Annotated in this window: 16 protein-coding genes; 12 read left to right on the top strand and 4 right to left on the bottom strand. The window is 71.3% G+C overall.

What is annotated here, in order from left to right; translation table 11 throughout:
- Window positions 1-137 precede the first annotated feature (137 nt).
- From IA22_RS0120970 to IA22_RS0120960, 3 genes are all read left to right on the top strand, one after another.
- Window positions 138-1,667, top strand: a complete 1,530-nt coding sequence (locus IA22_RS0120970) for a serine/threonine-protein kinase (RefSeq protein WP_237691184.1) — start codon at window positions 138-140, stop codon at window positions 1,665-1,667.
- Between the two features lie 46 nt (window positions 1,668-1,713).
- The gene (locus IA22_RS0120965) at window positions 1,714-3,849 is read left to right on the top strand and encodes a UvrD-helicase domain-containing protein (protein ID WP_015579550.1); all 2,136 of its coding nucleotides are present in this window, start codon (window positions 1,714-1,716) and stop codon (window positions 3,847-3,849) included.
- Between the two features lie 224 nt (window positions 3,850-4,073).
- Window positions 4,074-4,730, top strand: coding sequence for a YceI family protein (locus IA22_RS0120960; protein WP_030124459.1), 657 nt, complete (start codon window positions 4,074-4,076; stop codon window positions 4,728-4,730).
- 77 nt (window positions 4,731-4,807) lie between these two features.
- Here IA22_RS0120960 and IA22_RS0120955 read toward each other — a convergent pair whose 3' ends face one another.
- Entirely contained in the window at window positions 4,808-6,127 is a 1,320-nt protein-coding gene (locus IA22_RS0120955; protein WP_030124458.1) for an aminotransferase class I/II-fold pyridoxal phosphate-dependent enzyme, read from the bottom strand.
- A 47-nt stretch (window positions 6,128-6,174) separates the two neighbouring features.
- On the opposite strand from IA22_RS0120955, the gene IA22_RS0120950 reads away from it, so the two are divergent.
- Window positions 6,175-7,488, top strand: a complete 1,314-nt coding sequence (locus tag IA22_RS0120950; protein ID WP_030124457.1) for an MFS transporter — start codon at window positions 6,175-6,177, stop codon at window positions 7,486-7,488.
- A 118-nt stretch (window positions 7,489-7,606) separates the two neighbouring features.
- Here IA22_RS0120950 and IA22_RS0120945 read toward each other — a convergent pair whose 3' ends face one another.
- Window positions 7,607-8,308 carry a hypothetical protein gene (locus tag IA22_RS0120945; RefSeq protein ID WP_308214884.1) on the bottom strand — a complete coding sequence of 234 codons (702 nt, stop codon included), beginning with the start codon at window positions 8,306-8,308 and terminating at the stop codon, window positions 7,607-7,609.
- A 246-nt stretch (window positions 8,309-8,554) separates the two neighbouring features.
- Here IA22_RS0120945 and IA22_RS0120940 point away from each other — a divergent pair, with 246 nt between their 5' ends.
- Entirely contained in the window at window positions 8,555-9,355 is an 801-nt protein-coding gene (locus tag IA22_RS0120940) for an SAM-dependent methyltransferase (protein ID WP_030124455.1), read from the top strand.
- 58 nt (window positions 9,356-9,413) lie between these two features.
- Here IA22_RS0120940 and IA22_RS0120935 read toward each other — a convergent pair whose 3' ends face one another.
- Window positions 9,414-10,445 carry an alpha/beta fold hydrolase gene (locus IA22_RS0120935; RefSeq protein WP_030124454.1) on the bottom strand — a complete coding sequence of 344 codons (1,032 nt, stop codon included), beginning with the start codon at window positions 10,443-10,445 and terminating at the stop codon, window positions 9,414-9,416.
- Window positions 10,446-11,275: 830 nt separating this feature from the next.
- Between IA22_RS0120935 and IA22_RS0120930 the strand changes: the two genes are divergently transcribed.
- The 3 genes from IA22_RS0120930 to IA22_RS36475 all read left to right on the top strand — a co-directional run bounded on the left by IA22_RS0120930 (window position 11,276) and on the right by IA22_RS36475 (window position 13,562).
- A complete protein-coding gene (locus tag IA22_RS0120930; protein WP_015579543.1) occupies window positions 11,276-12,460 on the top strand; it encodes a globin domain-containing protein in 1,185 nt (394 codons plus the stop codon).
- Entirely contained in the window at window positions 12,457-13,140 is a 684-nt protein-coding gene (locus IA22_RS0120925; protein WP_015579542.1) for a pyridoxamine 5'-phosphate oxidase family protein, read from the top strand. The genes IA22_RS0120930 and IA22_RS0120925 overlap by 4 nt, the downstream gene beginning before the upstream one ends.
- A gap of 266 nt (window positions 13,141-13,406) precedes the next feature.
- Window positions 13,407-13,562: a hypothetical protein gene (locus IA22_RS36475; RefSeq protein ID WP_014152950.1), complete on the top strand. Its 156-nt coding sequence runs from the start codon at window positions 13,407-13,409 to the stop codon at window positions 13,560-13,562.
- Here the strand turns inward: IA22_RS36475 and IA22_RS0120915 are convergent.
- The gene (locus IA22_RS0120915) at window positions 13,559-15,049 is read right to left on the bottom strand and encodes a hypothetical protein (RefSeq protein WP_030124453.1); all 1,491 of its coding nucleotides are present in this window, start codon (window positions 15,047-15,049) and stop codon (window positions 13,559-13,561) included. The genes IA22_RS36475 and IA22_RS0120915 overlap by 4 nt on opposite strands.
- A 280-nt stretch (window positions 15,050-15,329) precedes the next feature.
- Between IA22_RS0120915 and IA22_RS0120910 the strand changes: the two genes are divergently transcribed.
- The 4 genes from IA22_RS0120910 (at window position 15,330) to IA22_RS0120895 (ending at window position 18,221) form a co-directional block, all read left to right on the top strand.
- On the top strand, window positions 15,330-15,830 hold the full coding sequence (locus tag IA22_RS0120910) for a GtrA family protein (RefSeq protein ID WP_014152952.1): 501 nt from the start codon (window positions 15,330-15,332) through the stop codon (window positions 15,828-15,830).
- Between the two features lie 88 nt (window positions 15,831-15,918).
- Window positions 15,919-16,893 (top strand): SDR family NAD(P)-dependent oxidoreductase, encoded by a 975-nt coding sequence (locus IA22_RS0120905; protein ID WP_014152953.1) that lies wholly within the window; start codon window positions 15,919-15,921, stop codon window positions 16,891-16,893.
- Window positions 16,894-17,017: 124 nt separating this feature from the next.
- Complete coding sequence (locus IA22_RS0120900; RefSeq protein ID WP_030124452.1) at window positions 17,018-17,935, top strand: DUF6891 domain-containing protein; 918 nt, start codon at window positions 17,018-17,020, stop codon at window positions 17,933-17,935.
- 76 nt (window positions 17,936-18,011) lie between these two features.
- Complete coding sequence (locus IA22_RS0120895) at window positions 18,012-18,221, top strand: hypothetical protein (RefSeq protein ID WP_030124451.1); 210 nt, start codon at window positions 18,012-18,014, stop codon at window positions 18,219-18,221.
- Window positions 18,222-18,307 lie beyond the last annotated feature (86 nt).

Raw genomic sequence — 18,307 nt, 5'->3', positions numbered from 1 at the left:
ACACTTGGCCCCAACTATGCCAAGGCCGACGCTCCACGTAACGCGCCTAGGCCAGCACACGCACACACGGGGGCAAGGTGCCGGACCAACCGATCGCCGGACGGTACGAGCTCCTGGAGGAGCTCAACAGCGGCGGTATGGGAGACGTATGGCGTGGTTACGACGCCGTGCTGGACCGGCCCGTCGCCGTGAAGGTGGTCCGGCGGCAGGCCGTCGCCGGTTCACCGCAGCTGGCCGAGGAGTTCGCCAAGCGGTTCAAGCGCGAGGCCCGCATCACCGCGCGCATCCAGCACCCCGGCGTGCCGCAGGTCTACGACGCGGTGCTGGACGACACCTTCGAGCGGCTCTTCCTCGTCATGGAGCTCGTCGACGGCATCCCCCTGTCCGCGTACATCCACCCCGATCGCCCGCTGCCCGTCAGCTGGGCCGTGGCGGTCGCCGCGCAGGTCGCCACCGTGCTGTCGCACGCCCACGACGTGCCGGTGATCCACCGCGACCTCAAGCCGTCCAACATCCTGGTCGCCCGGGACGGGACGGTGAAGGTCCTCGACTTCGGTATCGCGGCGATCCTGCGCACCGACGTCACCAAGCTCACCGCGACCGGCAGCCCTATCGGCACCTACCAGTACATGGCACCGGAGCAGGTCCGCGGCGGGCGCACCAGTCCTCAGACCGATCTGTACGCGCTGGGTTGCGTGTTGCACGAACTGCTCGGTGGACGGCCTCTGTTCAGCGCCGACAGCGAGTACCTGGTGATGTACCAGCACGTGAACGCCGCTCCGACCCCGTTGCGCCTGCTGCGACCGGATGTGCCGGACTCCTTGGAGGAACTGGTCCTGCACCTGCTGCTCAAGGCTCCGGAGGCGCGGCCCGCCGACGTTCAGGAGGTGTACGAGCGGCTTCGGCACTTCCTGCCCGCGCCCGGCGCGGGGCCTGCTCCCGGTGAGGCAGGGCCGCAGGGAGCGCCGGATCCGACCGCGATCTTCCGTCAGCCGTACGCGCCACGTGCCCGCGCCGGTGCAGGACGGCCTGTGCCCACCACGGTCGATCCGGCCGCCGCACAACCGGCCCCCGTCGCCGTGCCCGCGCAGTTGCGCGAGGAGATCGCGGAGGCGTACGCGCACTCCGACGCGCTGCTGGACGAAGAACGGTTCACTCAGGCCGCCGAGGTCCTGAGTGAGATCATCGAACCGGCCGCGCAGGCACTCGGCGCCGAGAACAAGAAGGTACTCGAGCTCCGGACACAGCGCGCCGCGATCCGGCTGCTCGGCGGCGACTACCGGGCGGCATTGCCCGAGTTCGACGCCCTGGCCGACGCCTACGCGCGTACCGGCGGCCCCAGCAGTACGCAGGCACGTGCGTGCCGGGCCCAGGCTGCCCGGTGCCGTGCCGAACTGGGCCAGGCGACCGACGCGCTGGCCGCGCTACGGGGTGTTCTGGACATCGTCCGCGCCGTCGACGGCGACGTGAGCGACGAGGCGGTCGAGCTGCGCCGGGACATCGGCATGCTCCTGCTCGCCCAGGGACAGGCGCCTGAGGCGCAGCTGATCCTCGCGCCCCTCCACGACGATCTGTGCTTGGTGTACGGGCCGACGGACGACATGTCCGAAGAGGTCGCCGAGGTGCTGAGCGTGATCGAACTCGATCTCGACGGCCCGACAGTCTGATCCGCCACCGCTTCTGCGCCCGTAGCGTCCCCCGGAGAGTCCGCCCATGCCCCACCTCGCGTTCGACATCGACTTCTGCGCACAGCTCAGCAAGCTCCAGGGCAGCGTCAAACAGGGAGTGTTCGATGCCTGGGAGAAGTTCGAGCGCCTCACCCTGGACCAGCTGTTCAAGGACCAGGGGCTGAAACTGGAAACTCTCAAGCGCGCCCGTGATCCGCACATCAGGACCATCCGCATCGATCAGGGGACGCGCGGGGTCGTCCTCGCGCCGGACAGCGGCGACACGTACGTGCTGCTGCGCGTCATGCCCCACGACAAGGCGATCGCGTGGGCGGTCAAGCAGAAGGCCAGCATCAACACGGTCACCCGAGCCGTGGAGATCCGGGACATCGCCATGCTCGACGAGCTCACGCCGGCGTACGAGCGGATCGCCCCGGTTCCCGATCAGCGGCTGTTCGCGAAGGTGTCCGACGGTGACATGGCCGCGCTCGGCATCGACGAGACCACCCTGCGGCAGGCTCGCGCACTGTCCGACGCCGAACAGCTGGAGGTTTTCGCACCCTACTTCCCTCAGGATCAGCGTGAGGTCCTGGAGTACCTGGCGGCCGGTTTCAGCGTCGAGGACGTCTGGCGGGACGTGGTGTCCGTGGCCATGTCCACCGTCTCCGCCGGTGATCCGCCGGTGGACACACAGGACTTCGCCACAGCGATTCAGCGCACCCGTGCGCGTATCGCTCTCGTCACCGCGTCGGAGGAGCTGCGCGACATCCTGGACAAGCCGTTCGCGGCCTGGCGGGTCTTCCTCCACCCGTCGCAGCACAAGGTCGCCTACCGCCCTTCGTACTCCGGCCCCGCCCAGGTCACCGGCGGACCCGGTACCGGGAAGACGGTCGTCGCCCTGCACCGGGTGCGCCACCTCCTGGGCCATCTGCGCGACGGCGACAGGGTGCTGCTGACGACGTACACGAACGCCCTCGTAGCGGCACTGCGCGCCGGTCTCGCCGCCCTGGTCGAGGACGAGGTGCTGCGCGACCGTGTCGACGTCATGACCGTCGACGCGTTCGCGGGCCGTGTCGTGTCGACGTCGCGGCGGCCGTTGCGAAGCGGTGAGGAGGAGGCCCGGTGGGAGAGGGCGGCCCGCACCACCGGTTTCACCGGCACCGCGCAGTTCCTCGCGCAGGAGTACAAGCACGTGGTCCTGGCTCAGAACCTGCGCACCCTGGAGCAGTATGAGGCCTGCGAGCGACGAGGGCGCGGCAGCGCTCTGCCCACGTCCGCCCGCGCTCTGGTGTGGCGTACGGTCGAGGAGTTCACCGACCGGCTCGGTGCCGACGGGTTGCGCACCTACCTCGGGACATGCGCGGAGGCCGCGGATCTGCTGGAGACCTCAGGTCCGCCCTACCGCCACGTGGTCGTCGACGAGGCCCAGGACCTGCACCCGGCCCAGTGGCGCCTGCTGCGGGCCGCGGCTCCGGCGCGCCCGGACGACCTGTTCATCGCGGGTGACCCGCACCAGCGCATCTACGACACGAAGGTCTCCCTGAGGACGGTCGGTGTCAGGGTGACCGGCAGGTCGACGAAGATGCGCAAGAACTACCGTTCCACCCACGAGATCCTCAGCTGGTCCACCGCGCTCCTCGTCGGCCGGCCCTTCGAGCAGTTGGCGGACGACGCCCGAAACGAGACCCTGCTCGGCTACCGCTCGGCCCTGCACGGCAGCGGGCCCGAGACGTTCGGCGGGGATTCGGAGGACGCCGAGCTCGACGCGCTCGTCACACGGGTCCGCGGATGGCTCGACAGCGGTATCGCGCCGGGCGAGATCGGAGTCAGCGCCCGGTTCAACAAGACCTGCGACAAGGCGGTGGAACGTCTCAGAGCGGCGGGGCTCCCCGCCGTGCGGCTCCGGGGTGACTCGTCCACCGGCCTGGAGAGCGTGCAGATCGGCACGATGCACGCCTTCAAGGGGTTGGAGTTCCGGTGCGTCGCGGTCATCGGCGTCAGTGACGGAGCCCTGCCGTTCCCGAAGGCGGTCACCGCGGCAGAGGTGGACCGGCTCCAGCACGACGCGGACCTCCTGGCGGAGCGCTGCCTGCTGTTCGTCGCGTGCACCCGCGCCAGGGACGGGCTGTACGTATCGTGGTCGGGCGACCCGAGTGAGTTCCTGGTGGAGGCGGGACTGTGAAGGACCGGCGTCAGACGCGCCCTCCCGGCACGACCCGCGGCGCCCCAGGGTCAGACACCGCCCAGGCGGCACACACCACCCGTCTCCGACGAAACCGTCTCGCGCGGGTGCGGCAACCCTCCGCCACCGCCGCTGCATCATCTTGTGAAGGTCCGACCATGAATGTTCGGGTTCCTCGATCAGCTATTGCGGGTGCTCCTTACCTCCGCGTAACTAACTGTTCCATGAACCTCTTCAGTCGCAGCTCCCTGCTCCGCCGTCCGGAGCCTCGCCCGGAGGAGTCAACTGCCGACCCGGCGGGCGCCGGTGCCGCGGCCATGCTCGACCCCCGCATGGCCGCTCTCACCGGGGAGTGGATGATCGACCCCGCGCACAGCAGGATCGGCTTCTCCGTACGGCACGCCATGGTGACGACCGTGCGCGGCGCGTTCACGGAGTACGAGAGCCGTCTCTACTTCGACGGCCGTGACCCGGCACGCTCCCGCGCCGAGATATCGATGGCCACCGCCAGTGTCGACACGGGTGTGGAGCAGCGGGACGCGCATCTGATCGGACGGGACTTCCTGGATGCCAGGAATCACCCCCGGATCGGCTTCACGAGCACAGCCGTGCAACTCATCGGCAAGGACGTCTACCGCATGACGGGCGACCTCACGATCCGGGGCGTCACCGGGCCCGTGGTCCTGGACCTCACGTACATCGGTCACGTCACCGACCCCTTCGGCTACGAGCGTGTCGGGTTCGACGGGACCACCACCATCAACCGGTCCGACTGGGGTCTCACCTACAACGCCCGGCTGGCCGAGGGCGGCGCCATGGTGAGCGAGCGGCTGCGCCTCCAGTTCGACATCGCAGCGATCCGCACTCCCACCACTGCCTGACGCTCCCCTCGATCCACACGGTTGCCATGCGGCTCGTCAGTCGCGCGACCCCGGCCGGCCGAGCCGACGGCGGGCGGTCAACCGCCGTAGACCGCCTGTGAGTCCGCGAGCACCTCGGCGAAGTCGTCGGCGAGGGACGTCGCTTCGGCAGGAGTCAGGGTGGCGGTCGTGACGCGCACACCGGGCGGGGACGCGATACGGAAACGTGTCCCCGCAGCGATCCACCAGCCCCGGGTACGCAGCCCGTTGACCACGGCGGATTCGTCCCGGACGGGCACCCACACGTTGAGGCCGCTCCGCCCGTGGGACGCGATCCCGCGCTCGCCCAGCGCCGCGCCCAGGGCGTCGCGACGGACGGCGTACGTGCGGGCGGCCCCGGCCACCAGCCGCGTCACCTCCGGGTCGGCCAACAGGTCGGCGACGGTGGCCTGAAGGATGTGACTGACCCATCCGGACGTGAGCAGCATCCGCCCGTCGTGGCGCGCGAGGGTGGCGGCGTCGCAGGCGAGGGCGGCCCAGCGCAGATCGATCCCGAGGTGCTTGGACACCGTACGCACATGGGCCCAGCGGGGCAGGTCCCCTGAGGTGAGGGTCACCGCGTCCGCTCCGGCGATGTCCGCGTTGTGGTCGTCCTCCACGACCAGGGTGTCGGGGAAGTCGCCCAGGACCAGGAGGAGTTCGTCCCTGCGGTCCGGGGTGAAGCGGGCGCCGAGGGGGCTCTGGCCGCGAGGGCTGCACACCAGGGCCCGGGCTCCCGCACGGAGTGCGGAGCGCAGTGCCTCCGGGCGGATGCCGTCGTCGTCGACCGCCACCGGCAGCATGCGCAGGCCCAAGGCCGTCACCAGGTCCAGAAGGTGGTGGAAGCCGGGGTCCTCGACGGCCACGGCGTCACCGGGCCTGAGCTCGGTGGACAGCAGCCTGGCGATGCAGTCCAGGGCCCCGTGGGCGAAGGTCACCGCGTCGGTGGGGACACCGTCGCGGGCCAGCCAGGCGCGGGCCGCGTCCTCGAGGGCGGCCAGCCTCGGCGAGGCTCGGTGCGATCCGGGCACGGGCTCCACACGGGCGGGCGGGGTGAGCACCGGGAGCAGGCCGGGGTCCGGGTGACCGCCCGCCAGGTCACGGAGGCCGGCGGGCACGCGCGGAGGGCGGCGCGAGGTGACGGCGGGAGCGGACGCGACCACGGTGCCACCGCGCCCCAGGGTGACCACCACCCCGCGCACGCGCAGCTCCTTGTACGCCGCCGCCACCGTCCCCGCGCCGACCCCGAGCTCCTCGGCCAGCCGCCGCACGGGAGGCAGCGAAGCGCCCGGCTGCAGCGCGCCGTCGGCCACACCGCTCTCGACGGACGCAGCGATCTCCCTGGCCGTACCGCCCACGATCCCATATTGTTCTGCCACAGACATCAGTTTGTACCGATACAAAAATGGTGTCAAGGGGGATCCTGATGGAACCGAGGCCGAGACGCGTACCGTTCACCGACCGCCTCAGGGTCCCGGGCGGTCGCGACGGGCGGCGCATGCTGGTGGTCGCGATCGTCGACAAGGTGGGCACCGGCCTGTGGAGCGGAGCGGCCACGCTCTACTTCATCTACGTCGCTCACCTGTCGGTCGCCCAGATCGGTGTGCTCATGGGGCTGTCCGGCATCCTCGGCGTGGCCGGGCCACCGCTCGCGGGACGGCTCGCCGACCGCTTCCCCGTGACCCGCGTACTGGTCGTCGCCCAACTGGCCCGCGGCGCGGCGCTCCTGGCCCTGCTGACGACGAACGACTACGCGCTGCTGGTCCTGTTCTCGGCCCTGGGAGCCTTGCCGGACCGCGCGTCGAGTGTCCTGACCAAGCTGTTCGCCGCACGGGTCGCCGGCCCCGACCGCATCCGTTACCAGGCGATCCAGCGCACCGCCGTGAACATCGGCTGGGCCGTCGGCGCCGCCGGGGCCGCCGCCGCGCTGACCGTCGGCACCACCGCCTCCTACCGGGCCCTGCTGCTCGCCAACGTCGTCTCGTACGCCGTCATCGGAGCCCTGACCCTGCGCTGCGCGGAACCGCCGTCCCCGAGCCGCGTCGTCGCGTCCCCGGCCACCGCACCCGGGGACGGCCTCCCGCCCACCGCCTCGCCGCGCGTACCCGCGACTCCGTGGCGGGACCGCCGCTACCTCGCGTTCACCGGTTCGGAGATCTGGCTGTTCCTGGACGACAGCATCCTCCAGGTCGGATTCCCGCTGTGGATCGTCCACGCCACCGACGCGCCGGTCGGACTGGCACCCCTGGTCCTCGTCCTGAACAGCGTGCTGGTGATCGCCCTCCAGGTCCCCCTCTCACGCTTCGGGGAGACCAGGGCGGACGCCCGCCGCCTGCTCGTCCCGATCGGCGCCGCGTTCCTGACGGGAGGGGTGGCACTCGCCGCCTCGGCCGGTGGAGGTCCCTGGCTCGCCACTGCGGCCGTCCTCCTCGCGGCTGTCGCGTTCACGCTCGCGGAGATACTGCACTCGCTCTCGTCCTGGGAACTCTCCGTCGCGCTCGCACCCGGCGAGGCCCAGGGGGCCTACCTCGGTGTGCACGGCCTGGCCCAGTCCGCCCAGCGCAGCCTCGGCCCGGTCGTCGTAGGGGCGGCGGTGAGCGCCGGCCCTTTCGCCTGGCCGGTGCTCGGTGCCTCGCTCGTCCTGGCCTGCCTGGCGCAGCACCGGCTCGTCCGGCCGGACGCGGCACCGGCGGTGACCGCGCCCGAGAGCGCCAGGGCGCCGGAAGCCCCCGCCACCTGAGGGGAAGTCGGTGTTGTCCGAAATCACTGCCGCTTACGCCGACGCGCCGAGAACGTGCACCGCCGTGCACCGCCTCCTCGCACCAGCGGGCGCTTCGGCAGAGGAATCGGACGATCGGCTACCCGGCGTCCGCGGCGTCCAGCACGTCGTCCGCAGCCGGGGCGCGCACACCCAGCGGTTCGTCGAAGGCGCTGAAGGACGTCGTGCTGCGGTAGTCGCTGCCCCGGTAGGCGACCTCCAGGAGGTACGGCTCCCCCTCGGTGGCAACGTAAAAGGTATAGGTACCCCCCGCGTCCCCCGCGTCGGACACGCGTAGGGCGACGGCCGGGCGGCCGCCGATCTCGGTGCGGTCCCCCTTCTCGGCCTTCCCGAAGGCGGTGAACGGCCAGGTGCAGTCGACCAGCCCGTCCCCGGGCTTCGCGTTGCTCGACGGCGTCCTGATCCAGCGGTCCTGCGCCTTGCCTCCGGCCGCCTCGCGACCCGACCACCGGTCGAGGTACGCGCGGTCCGGGCGTACGTAGTCGGTGTCGTCGATCCGGATCTGTTCGAGGCTGCCGCCCTCGGTCCAGGTGATCTTGTTCGTGCACCGGCCCTTGAGGTCGGTGGTCTGCCGACTGGAGTAGCTGCTGCCCGCCGAGCCCGTGGTCGACGAGGCGATGGTGACCGTCTTCAGCGCGTTCATCGTCTTGTGCGCCTCGTCGAGCAGCGCGTCGGCGGAAAGCTCCGCACCCCGCCCACCGCCGTCCCCGCCCGCACAGCCGGTGACGGCCGTCCCGAGCAGCAGGCCGGCCAGTACCACCGTCACGGATTTCGCGCGCACACAGACCCCCTGGATCATGGGCTGATCACACTACGGCACCCACCAAAGGGCATGGCCCGGAGACCCTCACCGGCGGACCACGGGGGCCGGAGCCCGGATGTCTGACCCGCAGTCAGCAAGCCCGTACGCAGCGGGATCGGGGGTTCGGGCTCTCCGCCCCCGGGTCGACGGCGGGCCGCTGATCAGGGGGTACCGTGACCGAACACGAGTCCGACCTGGCCTCTCGGTTGCACGAGGTGACGAACGATGAACGCATACCCGCCGCCCCCACCCCATCCCACGACCGCGCACCCCGCCCGCGTCTACAACGTCTGGCTGGGCGGCAAGGACCATTACCCGGTGGACCAGGAGGCGGCCGAACTCGCCGCGAAGGCCAATCCGACGATCGTGCCGTCGGTCCGGGCCAACCGGGCGTTCCTCGGGCGCGCCGTACGCCATCTCACCACGACCGGGATCCGTCAGTTCCTGGACATCGGCACCGGCATCCCCGCCGCGGACAACACCCACGAGGTCGCCCAGCGGGCGGCACCCGAATCGCGCGTCGTCTACGTCGACAACGACCCGATCGTGCTGACCCATGCCCGGGCGCTCCTGGTCAGCGGCCCCGACGGGCAGACCGACTACGTCCAGGCGGACGCGCGGGACGTCGACACGATCCTCGGCGAGGCCGCCCGCACCCTGGACCTCGACCGGCCGGTCGGCCTGATGCTGGTGGCGGTCCTCCAGTACGTCAAGGACTCCGAGGACCCGTGGGACATCACCCGCCGGCTGCTGGACCGTCTCGCCCCGGGCAGTCACCTCGTCCTCTCGCACCCCGCCGCCGATGTCACGGCCCCCGAGGTCGCCGAGTCCATGCGGATCTACAACGAGCGCGCCGCCAGCCACGCCTCGGCCACCCCGCGCAGCCATGAGGACGTGGAACGCTTCTTCCGGGGCCTGGAGGTCCTGGAACCGGGCGTGGTCACCCTGACACGCTGGCGGCCCGCACCCTCGGACGTCCCGGACGACTCCCTGCCCATGTGGTGCGGCGTCGCCCGCAAGCCCTGACGGCCCTCTCCCGCCGACAGGGCCCGCCGGGCCGTCGCGACGGGCCCCCGCCACCGCCTCATGTGGAGCTGCGTTCGCCCGCCCCCCGCAAGCCGCGGTCCGCAGCGGGGGCGATCGCGAGGCCGGACGCGGGTCCGGGCGCACCGTCGCCGCTGCCCGGGCGGCCGGCGCGGAGGAGTTCGCGCCAGTGTTCCTGGCTCCAGTCGGCGGGGGCCGTGGTGCGGATGAAGTCCTCGACCAAGGCCAGGAACCGGGCGGGGTCGCTGTGGAACGGGAAGTGTCCCGCGCCTTCGAAGATCTCCAGGCGGCTGCCGGGCATGGCCGCGTGGGCGCCGTGGGCGTGGCGGACCGGGACGATGCTGTCCCGTGAGCCCCAGAGCAGGAGGGTGGGCATGCCCTGGGCCAGGTAGCAGCGGTCCAGCATCGTGACGGCCTGGCCGCGCCAGTCGACCACCGCCCTGAGCGTGCTGATGAACGCGCTGCGGGAGGTGGTGTCGGGCAGCGCGTCGACGAGGTCGAGCAGTTCGCCGGCGTCCTGGCCCAGGTCGGTGTCGAGCAGCTTGATCAGCCGGGTGAAGAGGCCCACCTGGCCGCGCATTCCGGGCAGGCGCAGCATGGACAGCACGAGGTCGGCGCCCGGCAGGGACACCGCTCTCAGGACGGGGTTCACCTCCCGCCCGACGCCTCCCGCGCTGACCAGGATCAGCCGGTCGGTGCGTTCGGGGTACTGGTAGGCGAACTGCATGGCGACCCCGCCGCCGAGCGAGTGGCCGATCAGCGTGGCACGTTCGATGCCGAGGACCCCCAGCAGGTCCCGGAGCCCGTTCGCGTAGCCGGCCACCGAGTAGTCGCCCCGGGGCTTGTCGGAGTCTCCGTGACCGAGCAGGTCAGGGGCGATGACGGTGTAGTGGCGGGCGAGCTGGGGGATCACCTCGGCCCAGGTCGCGGAGGAGTCGCCGATGCCGTGGACGAGCAGGACGGCGGGCCCCTCCCCGGCCATCCTGTAGGCACGGCGGTAGCCGTGGATGGTCCTGTGGGACAGCCTCACGCTCTGCTCGGCCTGTCGTCCGTGTGCTGGTGCGCCGGCCACGGCACCGCCTCCGTCTGCTGCTCCGACGTTTCCTGAGCGAGGGTAGGAAGGTCACGCGCCGGTCGGATTGCCGGGACGTTTCGGACGGCGCCCGGGTGGTGGTGCGCCGCCCCGGCATTCGTAACACGTGCGCTGCGGACGCACCGGAAGACGCGCCCTGCGGTGGTCGCGGCGCCACATGTGCACGAGACGGGTGCTCGCCCGCGGGCAAGCGCACGGAGCGGAATCTCCTCGCGGCCGTCCCGGGGACGCGTGCGTCGACCTCCCGGGACCGAAGGTCCTGACGGGATCCCGGCCGATCGTGGCGGTGGACTCCGGGCACGCCGCCCGCCGGCCCGCCGGACGGCGGCGTGCCCTCACCTCCGGCACGCCGTCCGGGCCGGCCGCGCAGGCACGCCACCCCACTTATTTGCACACCGAATCTCCCCATATCGCCCGCGCTCCGCAGCCCACAGCCCTCCGGGCAGGTCTTCGGTGGACGGGAGGCCTGGTGGCGTGCCATGCACGGGGCTCACGCCCACCGGAAGGGAACTGGGAGGATATCGAGCGTTTCCTACAGGATTACGCCGTTTATTCGATGCAGAAAAGATCTCGAGCGTGGGTTTGGTTCTGGCGCTCCATGTGCACAATGACTCGTCCGGTGATCACACTTTCGCAGTTCTGATCCTTATGGACACGAAACGTTCATCTACGATTGCGAATTTTTTCTTGTCAGCACATCTGGTACGCCTGGTGATCCCCTCGCTGCGCGCGACACCTGCTGCCCCTCACGCCTTCACCGCTCCCCGCGTGCGGACACACGTCCGCCCCACGTCCGTCGGGGGGAGAAGATGACCGCCGCCCCGCTGACGGACCGGGAGATATCACTCGTACGAACAAGCCTCACCGTGGTGGCACCACAGGCCACCGAGATGACCGTCTACTTCTACGCCATCCTGTTCGCCCGGTACCCCGAGGTGCGCGGACTGTTCCCGGAGAACATGGACGTCCAGCGCGACCGCCTGCTCCGGGGCCTGCTGCGCATCATCGACCTCGTCGACGACGTCGACAACCTGGTGCGGTTCTGCTCCCGCCTCGGTCGGGACCACCGGAAGTTCGGAGCCCTGGACGCCCACTACCCGGCGGTGGGGGAATGTCTGGTGGCGTCCCTGGCCCGTTTCGCGGGAACCGCGTGGAACGACGAGGTAGCCGCCGCCTGGACCCATGCCTACACCGTCGCCGCCCAGGTGATGATCGACGCCGCGGACGACGACACGCGCCTGCGCCCCGCTTCCTGGGAAGCGCAGATCATCCGGCACGAACACCGCGGCAACGGCATCGCCGAGATCACCGTGCAGCCCGACCAGCCGTTCCCCTTCGTCGCCGGCCAGTACGTGAGCGTCGAGACCCCCTGGTACCCCCGCACCTGGCGCCACTACTCCCCCGCCCACTCGCCGCGCGCGGACCACACACTCACGTTCCATGTGCGGGCCGTCCACCGGGGCCAGGTGAGCAACGCGCTCGTACACCACGCGGCCCCTGGTCACAGGGTGCGGCTGGGACCGCCACAAGGTGACATGACCCTTGCCGCGGCGGGCGACCGCGATCTGCTGTTCGTGGCGGGCGGGACCGGCCTGGCGCCGATCCGGGCCCTGATCGAGGAAGCCGCCGTCTCCGGAATGCGCCGCTACGCCGACCTGTTCGTCGGAGCGCGGACCGCCGAGGAACTGTACGGCCTCGACGACATGCTGCGCCTCGCGCAGCGCCATCACTGGCTGACCGTCAGGGCGGCCGTCTCCCACGAGAGCATCCCCGGCCAGCAGGGGACACTCCCGCAGGTACTGCGTGAGTTCGGACCGTGGGACCGGCACGAGGCCTTCCTGTGCGGTCCGCCCGACATGGTCACCAGCGGCGTGCGCACGCTCCTGCACCAGGGCACGCCCCTGGCTCACATCCACCACGATCCGCTCGACACACCCGTTCTCACCGCTCCCCTCACACCGCCCCGACCCGACCAGGAGATCGACCAGCTGTGACCCCTCACGACGCGACCCCCTCGCAGGGAGAGCGCATGCTGCAGAACCACCTCGGCACCGTGGAACGCGCCGACGCGTTCTACGACCGGCAGGTACGTCCCCACCTCACCGCGTACATGGGTGACTTCATCGGCCGCCAGTCCATGGTCTTCCTCTCCACCGCCGACTCCCGCGGACAGTGCGACGCCACCTTCCGCGCCGGGCCTCCGGGGTTCGTGTCCGTCCTGGACGACCGCACCCTGGCCTACCCCGAGTACCGCGGGAACGGCGTCATGGCCAGTGCCGGCAACATCACCGAGAACCCGCACATCGGCCTGCTCTTCATGGACTTCACCCGGGACCACATCGGGCTGCACGTCAACGGCTCTGCCCAGCTCGTCGGCGACCAGGAACTCCGGACAGCCCACCCCTGGATACCCGCCGACAGCGCTCCCGGACGGTACCCCGTGCTGTGGACGCTGATCAGCGTCCACGAGGCGTACGTGCACTGCTCCAAGCACATCCCCCACCTGGAGCCCGCGCCCCGCCCCCTGGGCCTCGCGCGAAGGCGCCCCAAGGACGCCGACTACTTCACCGGCGCCCCCGCGGAGCACGTGGGGGCCGAGACCGGTCACGGACAGCACCAGCACGCCCACGGCCATCCGTCGGAGCATTCCGCGATCGGTTCCCACGACCGCTGAGGACGACTGCTGGAGGAGGTACCCGCGGCCGGTCCCGGACGATTCGGGACCGGCCGCGGGCGTCTCGTCGACCGGCCGCAGACTCATGTGCATGGGCGCCCGGGAGCAGGGCACACGGAGGAAGCACGGCACAAGGCCTTGCGGTCGCCGACCGTACGACGGGCCCGGGTACCACCCGGCGAACGTGGTGCGGGAGGCGGAAAGCGTGTGCTGCGCGTCTTCCACGACGAGTACGCACCGAAGAGACCTGAAGATCGGACCTGACAATGATTCTCCTTGGTGCCATCCTGCTCATCATCGGCATGCTGGTCGGCGTCTCCCTGCTGACGACCATCGGCGGCGTCCTCCTGGTGGTCGGCGCGATCCTGTGGATCCTCGGTGCGAGCGGCCGCAAGGTCGGCGGACGGAAGCATTACTTCTAGAGTGGACCCCCTCGCGCCCGGTCCACGGCGGGGCCCGGCAGCAGATGGGCCCGGCCCTTCGGCAGCGGCACCACGTGTGAACCCCTGGTGACCGGCGGCGCAGCGCCGCCGGTCACCAGGACTGCCACAGGTACGTGCCGCGCGAGATCACGGAGCGCCTCGGGCGTGATGCTCGCGTCATGCCCTCCGGTCTGCCGCGAGGCGCAGCCCGCGTAGTAGGCGATCGGTACGGCGTCGTCCCCGCTCACCACGCACGGCGCACGCACCCCCATCCCGTTCAGCGCACCGGCGACCGCGGCGAACCGTGCGCCGGTGGCGTGACTGGTACGGATCACATGGCTGAGCGCGGAGAACTGGACGCCGAGATGGGCGGCCAGCAGCAGCGCGGGCACGACGGTTCCGACCCGGCGGCGGGCGAAGAGGTGTGTGAGGTACTCGGCCACCGGCACGGCCAACAGCGCGTACGCGGGCAGCAGGAAGCGGGGCGCCGCGTATTCGACGAGGAACAGGTACGGAACGGCCGTCGATACCCCTGTCGCCGTCGCCAGCAGTGCCACGGGCCCTCGCCCCGCACGCCGGGCGGCCACGATCCCGCCGGTGGTGAGGAGGGGCAGCGCAACCCACCACACGGCGGTGGCCGGGCTCTCCCAGCCGATGTCGCAAGGCCGGCAGAGCGTCCGGCCCGCCAGCGCTCGCAAGTGGTCGTCGACGGCGAAGTTCCACCCGAGCCCGCCCTGGATCTCACCGGCCCTGTGGAACCGCGCGACGGGACCGCCGTAGTGGGCGAACGCCTCGGCGGTCCAGGGCGCGCAGCCCACCACGAGTCCGCCGGCCAGTGCGGCCCCCAGGCCCGGCCTGCGTCGGCCGGGGACCAGGACGGCCGCGAACATCAGCGGCAGCGCGAGCCAGAACCCGTCGGCGGGCCGCATCAGGGCGACCAGCGCCACGGCCGAGGCGGCTCCGGTCGTCTCCGCGGGCCGGGAGGCACCGCGCAGGGTCCTCACGGTCCAGCCCGTCGCGGCGAGGGAGCCCAGGGCGCACCACAGGTTCGGCATCGCCGCGGGGCCGTAGAACAGGGTCGGCCACAGAGCGGCGAACAACGCGCCGGCTCCCGCGAGGACGGGCGTGGGCAGTACCGTGCGCCAGATCCGGAGGGCGCCGAACAGGGCGGCGGCGGACAACAGGGCGAGGTAGGTCCGCACCGCGGTGGTGGACGTGGTGAGTGCGGCGACAGGAGCCACGAGGTAGGAGATCCCGCGGGCGCGCGGTGCGCTGAAGTACGCCGCGGGAGCGTTGCCGCCGACCTGGCTGACGTAGACGGTCTCGTCCCAGGACAACCCCGATCCCGGGACGACGAAGGCCAGTTGCACCGCCGCGAAGAGCAGGGCGACCGCGGTCAGCCACGGCAGTGGGCCGGCTGCCCACCGGACCGGGCGGGTGGAGACGGGGACCTGCTGCACCGGACGCGTCGGCCGGGTTCCGTACATGACCGCTCCAGTCCTCACCTGCGCCGCGCACGACAGCGGCGCGGCCTTGGTCAACGAAGAGGAACGGCATGGGTCACGCGGAACCGGGAAGCCGGGGACGGAGGCCGCAGCCGGGCATCCGCCCGACCGGGGCGCGCGCGGCCGGTGTCCCCCAGTGCCCCGTGGGGGACACCCCCCAGATATGTAAGGGCCGGACCGGGCCGCTCGGGGGACGTGCCCCGCACGCGTTGTGGGGTGGAATCAGTGCGCCGGATCCGACACCCCTTCTGGAGGCTTCCCCGTGACCGCCCGAGCGCCCCTGCCGACGAAGCGCACCACCTCTCCCCTCGTGATGGCGTTCGTGCGCTTCGTCGTGTGCGGGGGCGGTGTCGGTCTGGCGGCCGGCGGTGCACTGGTGCTGCTCGGCGACCGGGTACCCCTGGTTCTCTCCAACGCCGTGGTCACGGTCGTCTCCACGGTGATCGCGACGGAGCTGCACAGCCGGATCACGTTCCGCAGCGAACGCGGGGGCTGGCGGATCCATCTCCGGTCCGGGCTCACGGTCGTGGTGAGCTACGCATTCACCACCGCTGCTCTTCTCGTCCTGCACGCCGTGCAGTCCGCGCCCTCCGCGCTCGTCGAGCAGACCGTGTACCTGTCGGCATCCGCGGTGGCCGGCGCCGGGCGTTTCGCGTTGCTGCGGCTGGTGGTCTTCGCCCCGGCCACGGCACGGCCGGCCGTTCCGGCGACGGCGGGCCCGATCGCTCCGGCGCCCGCGAAGCCGGTCGTCGTCGCGGCCTGACGCACTGACGCACTGACGCACCGGGCCGGATCGCCGGCCGCCACCGGCACTTGACCTGGAGTTCGCTCCAGCGCCTAGCGTCCGCTCCATGACGACACCTCAGCACAGCATCGGCTCCGGCTTCGGCGCCCGCAGCACCGCGTACGACGTCCTGCGCGGGATCGACCTGTCCGGCAGGACCGCGATCGTCACCGGCGGCTCTTCCGGGCTCGGTCTGGAGACGACCCGCGCCCTGGCCGCTGCCGGCGCCCACGTCGTCGTTCCAGCCCGCCGGCGGGCGGCCGCCGACGAGGCGGTCGGAGCCCTGGACGGTGTGACGACGGACGACCTGGACCTGTCGGACCTCGGCAGTGTCCGCGACTTCGCCGAGCGGTTCGTGGCCTCGGGCCGCACGGTGGACATCGTGATCAACAGCGCGGGGATCATGGCCTGTCCCGAGACACGCGTAGGTCCGGGCTGGGAGGCGCAGTTCGCCACCAACCACCTCGGTCACTACGCGCTGGTCAATCACCTCCGGCCCGCCTTCGCCGACAGCGGCGTCCGAGTGATCGCCGTGTCGTCCAGCGCCCACGACCTCACCGGCATGCGCTGGGACGACGTGCAGTTCGAGCGCGGATACGACCGATGGCAGGCGTACGGGCAGGCGAAGACGGCGAACGTGCTGTTCGCCGTGCGGCTCGACACCCTCGGCCGCGACGCCGGCGTCAGGGCGTTCGCCCTGCATCCGGGCAGCGTCCTCACCCCGCTGCAGCGCCACCTCGCGACGTCGGAGATGGTCGAGGCGGGCTGGATCGACGCGAACGGCGGCCCGAGCAATCCCACCTTCAAGACACCGCAGCAGGGCGCGGCGACGCAGGTCTGGGCGGCGACCTCCCCTCGACTGACCGGCCTGGGCGGGGTGTACTGCGAGGACTGCGACATCGCCGAGCCCGCCTCGGACGGCACGGACGGCGGGGTGCACCCCCACGCGACCGACGCCGGACAGGCCGCGCGGCTGTGGGACCTGTCCGCCGGACTCACCGGAGTTGACGCCTTCACGACGGCGCCCCGGCTCCGTCGCTGATCCCCGCCGGCCAGTTTCGCCGGCCGCTCCGTCGCGGAGCTCGCGCTGGGCGTCGAGCCGTCCCGGCAGCGGCTTCGCCGCGGCTCCGGAGTGCTCTGTCAGAGGGGTGTGTCAGAGTCTGCGCATGCTCGAGATCGTGGTGAAGACGGAGAACTGGGAGCGGCACGTCCGTGTGTCCGAAGGGGAGCTGGCCGGACTGGTCCGGCGCATCGGTGGTGACGGTGACCGGTTCCTGGTGATCCAGCGGATACCCGACCTGCCCGATGTCTTCGCCCAGGTCTGGCACAAGGCCGGTGGTGACTACACGTTGGAGTACCGCGACGGTGCCGCTGACCGGCACTTCCAGGCGACGGCCGGCAGTCCCGAGGTCGTGATCGCCGCGATGACCGGCTGGGCGCGCCAGGAGGCGGGGTGGCACAGCGGTGTGACGTGGTCGCTGCTGGACATGGGCCCGACCCGCGAGGTGCCGCCGCTCGACCTGGGCGAGGACGAGCGCGCGGAGTTGGAGAAGCGCGTCCGCGAGGTGCTGGTCGGCGGCTATGCCTCCCGCGCCGAACTGGCCGAGCTCGCCGAGAAGTATCTGGTCACCGAGGACCGTCGGCCCGTGTCGCGCCGGCAGGCGGAGGCGCTGGCGGACCGGTTGTGGCTGGAGCGGGTCGGGGAGCAGGCCGAGTGGCAGGGCGAGACCGATCCCGAGCGGCTCACCCGCGCGTTCGCCGCCCTGCGGGAGGCCGGTATCACCGCGCGCGAGAACTTCACCTGTTGCCGTAACTGCGGCCAGTCCGAGATCGGCGATGAGGGCGGGCCCGACGCCCGTGGCTTCGTCTACTTCCACACCCAGTGCACGGACTCCGCCGCGGCCGGCCAGGGCCTGATGCTCCTCTACGGCGGCTTCGACGGCTCGTCCGACACCACCGCGGCCGTCGGCCACGAGGTCGTGGCCGCCCTCGAAGCGGTCGGCCTCCGCACCGAGTGGGACCGCGACCCCGGCCAGGCCGTCACCGTCACCCCCCTGGACTGGCGCCGCCGCCTGGTCGGTTAGGGACCGCGTCCCCGGCGAACTCCCCCACGAGGACGGTCGGGACCGCGCGGCCGTCCGACCGGGGACTCCGTCCGACATGACGGCGTACGCGGCGTACGCGGCGTACGCGAAGACGCTGAACAGCCCTGCCGTCAGCGGGGTTTCCCCTGCCGAGGCGAACAGCTCCGCCACAGAGTTCTCCTGTGCACTTCCGGACCGGGACGTGGTCCACGGCTGCCGGTGCCTGCGTGCCGGCGAGGTCCTGGCTGCGCATGACGGCGTGCACCTTCCCCTCACCAGCATCTAGCTGTTGACAGGGTTCACAAGCGATATATGCTTCACCTCACCCGCTCAACGTTGGCCGACCGCGATGCTGCGCACCAAGGGAAATCT

Source organism: Kitasatospora papulosa, assembly GCF_000717245.1.
In the GTDB taxonomy this organism is placed as follows: domain Bacteria; phylum Actinomycetota; class Actinomycetes; order Streptomycetales; family Streptomycetaceae; genus Streptomyces; species Streptomyces papulosus.
This window is presented reverse-complemented; position numbering and strand designations above follow the sequence as displayed.

Coding starts and splice junctions, on each gene's coding strand:
- IA22_RS0120930 (WP_015579543.1), top strand. CDS start 11,276: ATGACCGCCGCCCCGCTGACGGACCGGGAGATATCACTCGTACGAACA.
- IA22_RS0120965 (WP_015579550.1), top strand. CDS start 1,714: ATGCCCCACCTCGCGTTCGACATCGACTTCTGCGCACAGCTCAGCAAG.
- IA22_RS0120895 (WP_030124451.1), top strand. CDS start 18,012: ATGACGGCGTACGCGGCGTACGCGGCGTACGCGAAGACGCTGAACAGC.
- IA22_RS0120915 (WP_030124453.1), bottom strand. CDS start 15,049: ATGTACGGAACCCGGCCGACGCGTCCGGTGCAGCAGGTCCCCGTCTCC.
- IA22_RS0120905 (WP_014152953.1), top strand. CDS start 15,919: ATGACGACACCTCAGCACAGCATCGGCTCCGGCTTCGGCGCCCGCAGC.
- IA22_RS36475 (WP_014152950.1), top strand. CDS start 13,407: ATGATTCTCCTTGGTGCCATCCTGCTCATCATCGGCATGCTGGTCGGC.
- IA22_RS0120950 (WP_030124457.1), top strand. CDS start 6,175: ATGGAACCGAGGCCGAGACGCGTACCGTTCACCGACCGCCTCAGGGTC.
- IA22_RS0120940 (WP_030124455.1), top strand. CDS start 8,555: ATGAACGCATACCCGCCGCCCCCACCCCATCCCACGACCGCGCACCCC.
- IA22_RS0120960 (WP_030124459.1), top strand. CDS start 4,074: ATGAACCTCTTCAGTCGCAGCTCCCTGCTCCGCCGTCCGGAGCCTCGC.
- IA22_RS0120970 (WP_237691184.1), top strand. CDS start 138: ATGGGAGACGTATGGCGTGGTTACGACGCCGTGCTGGACCGGCCCGTC.
- IA22_RS0120900 (WP_030124452.1), top strand. CDS start 17,018: ATGCTCGAGATCGTGGTGAAGACGGAGAACTGGGAGCGGCACGTCCGT.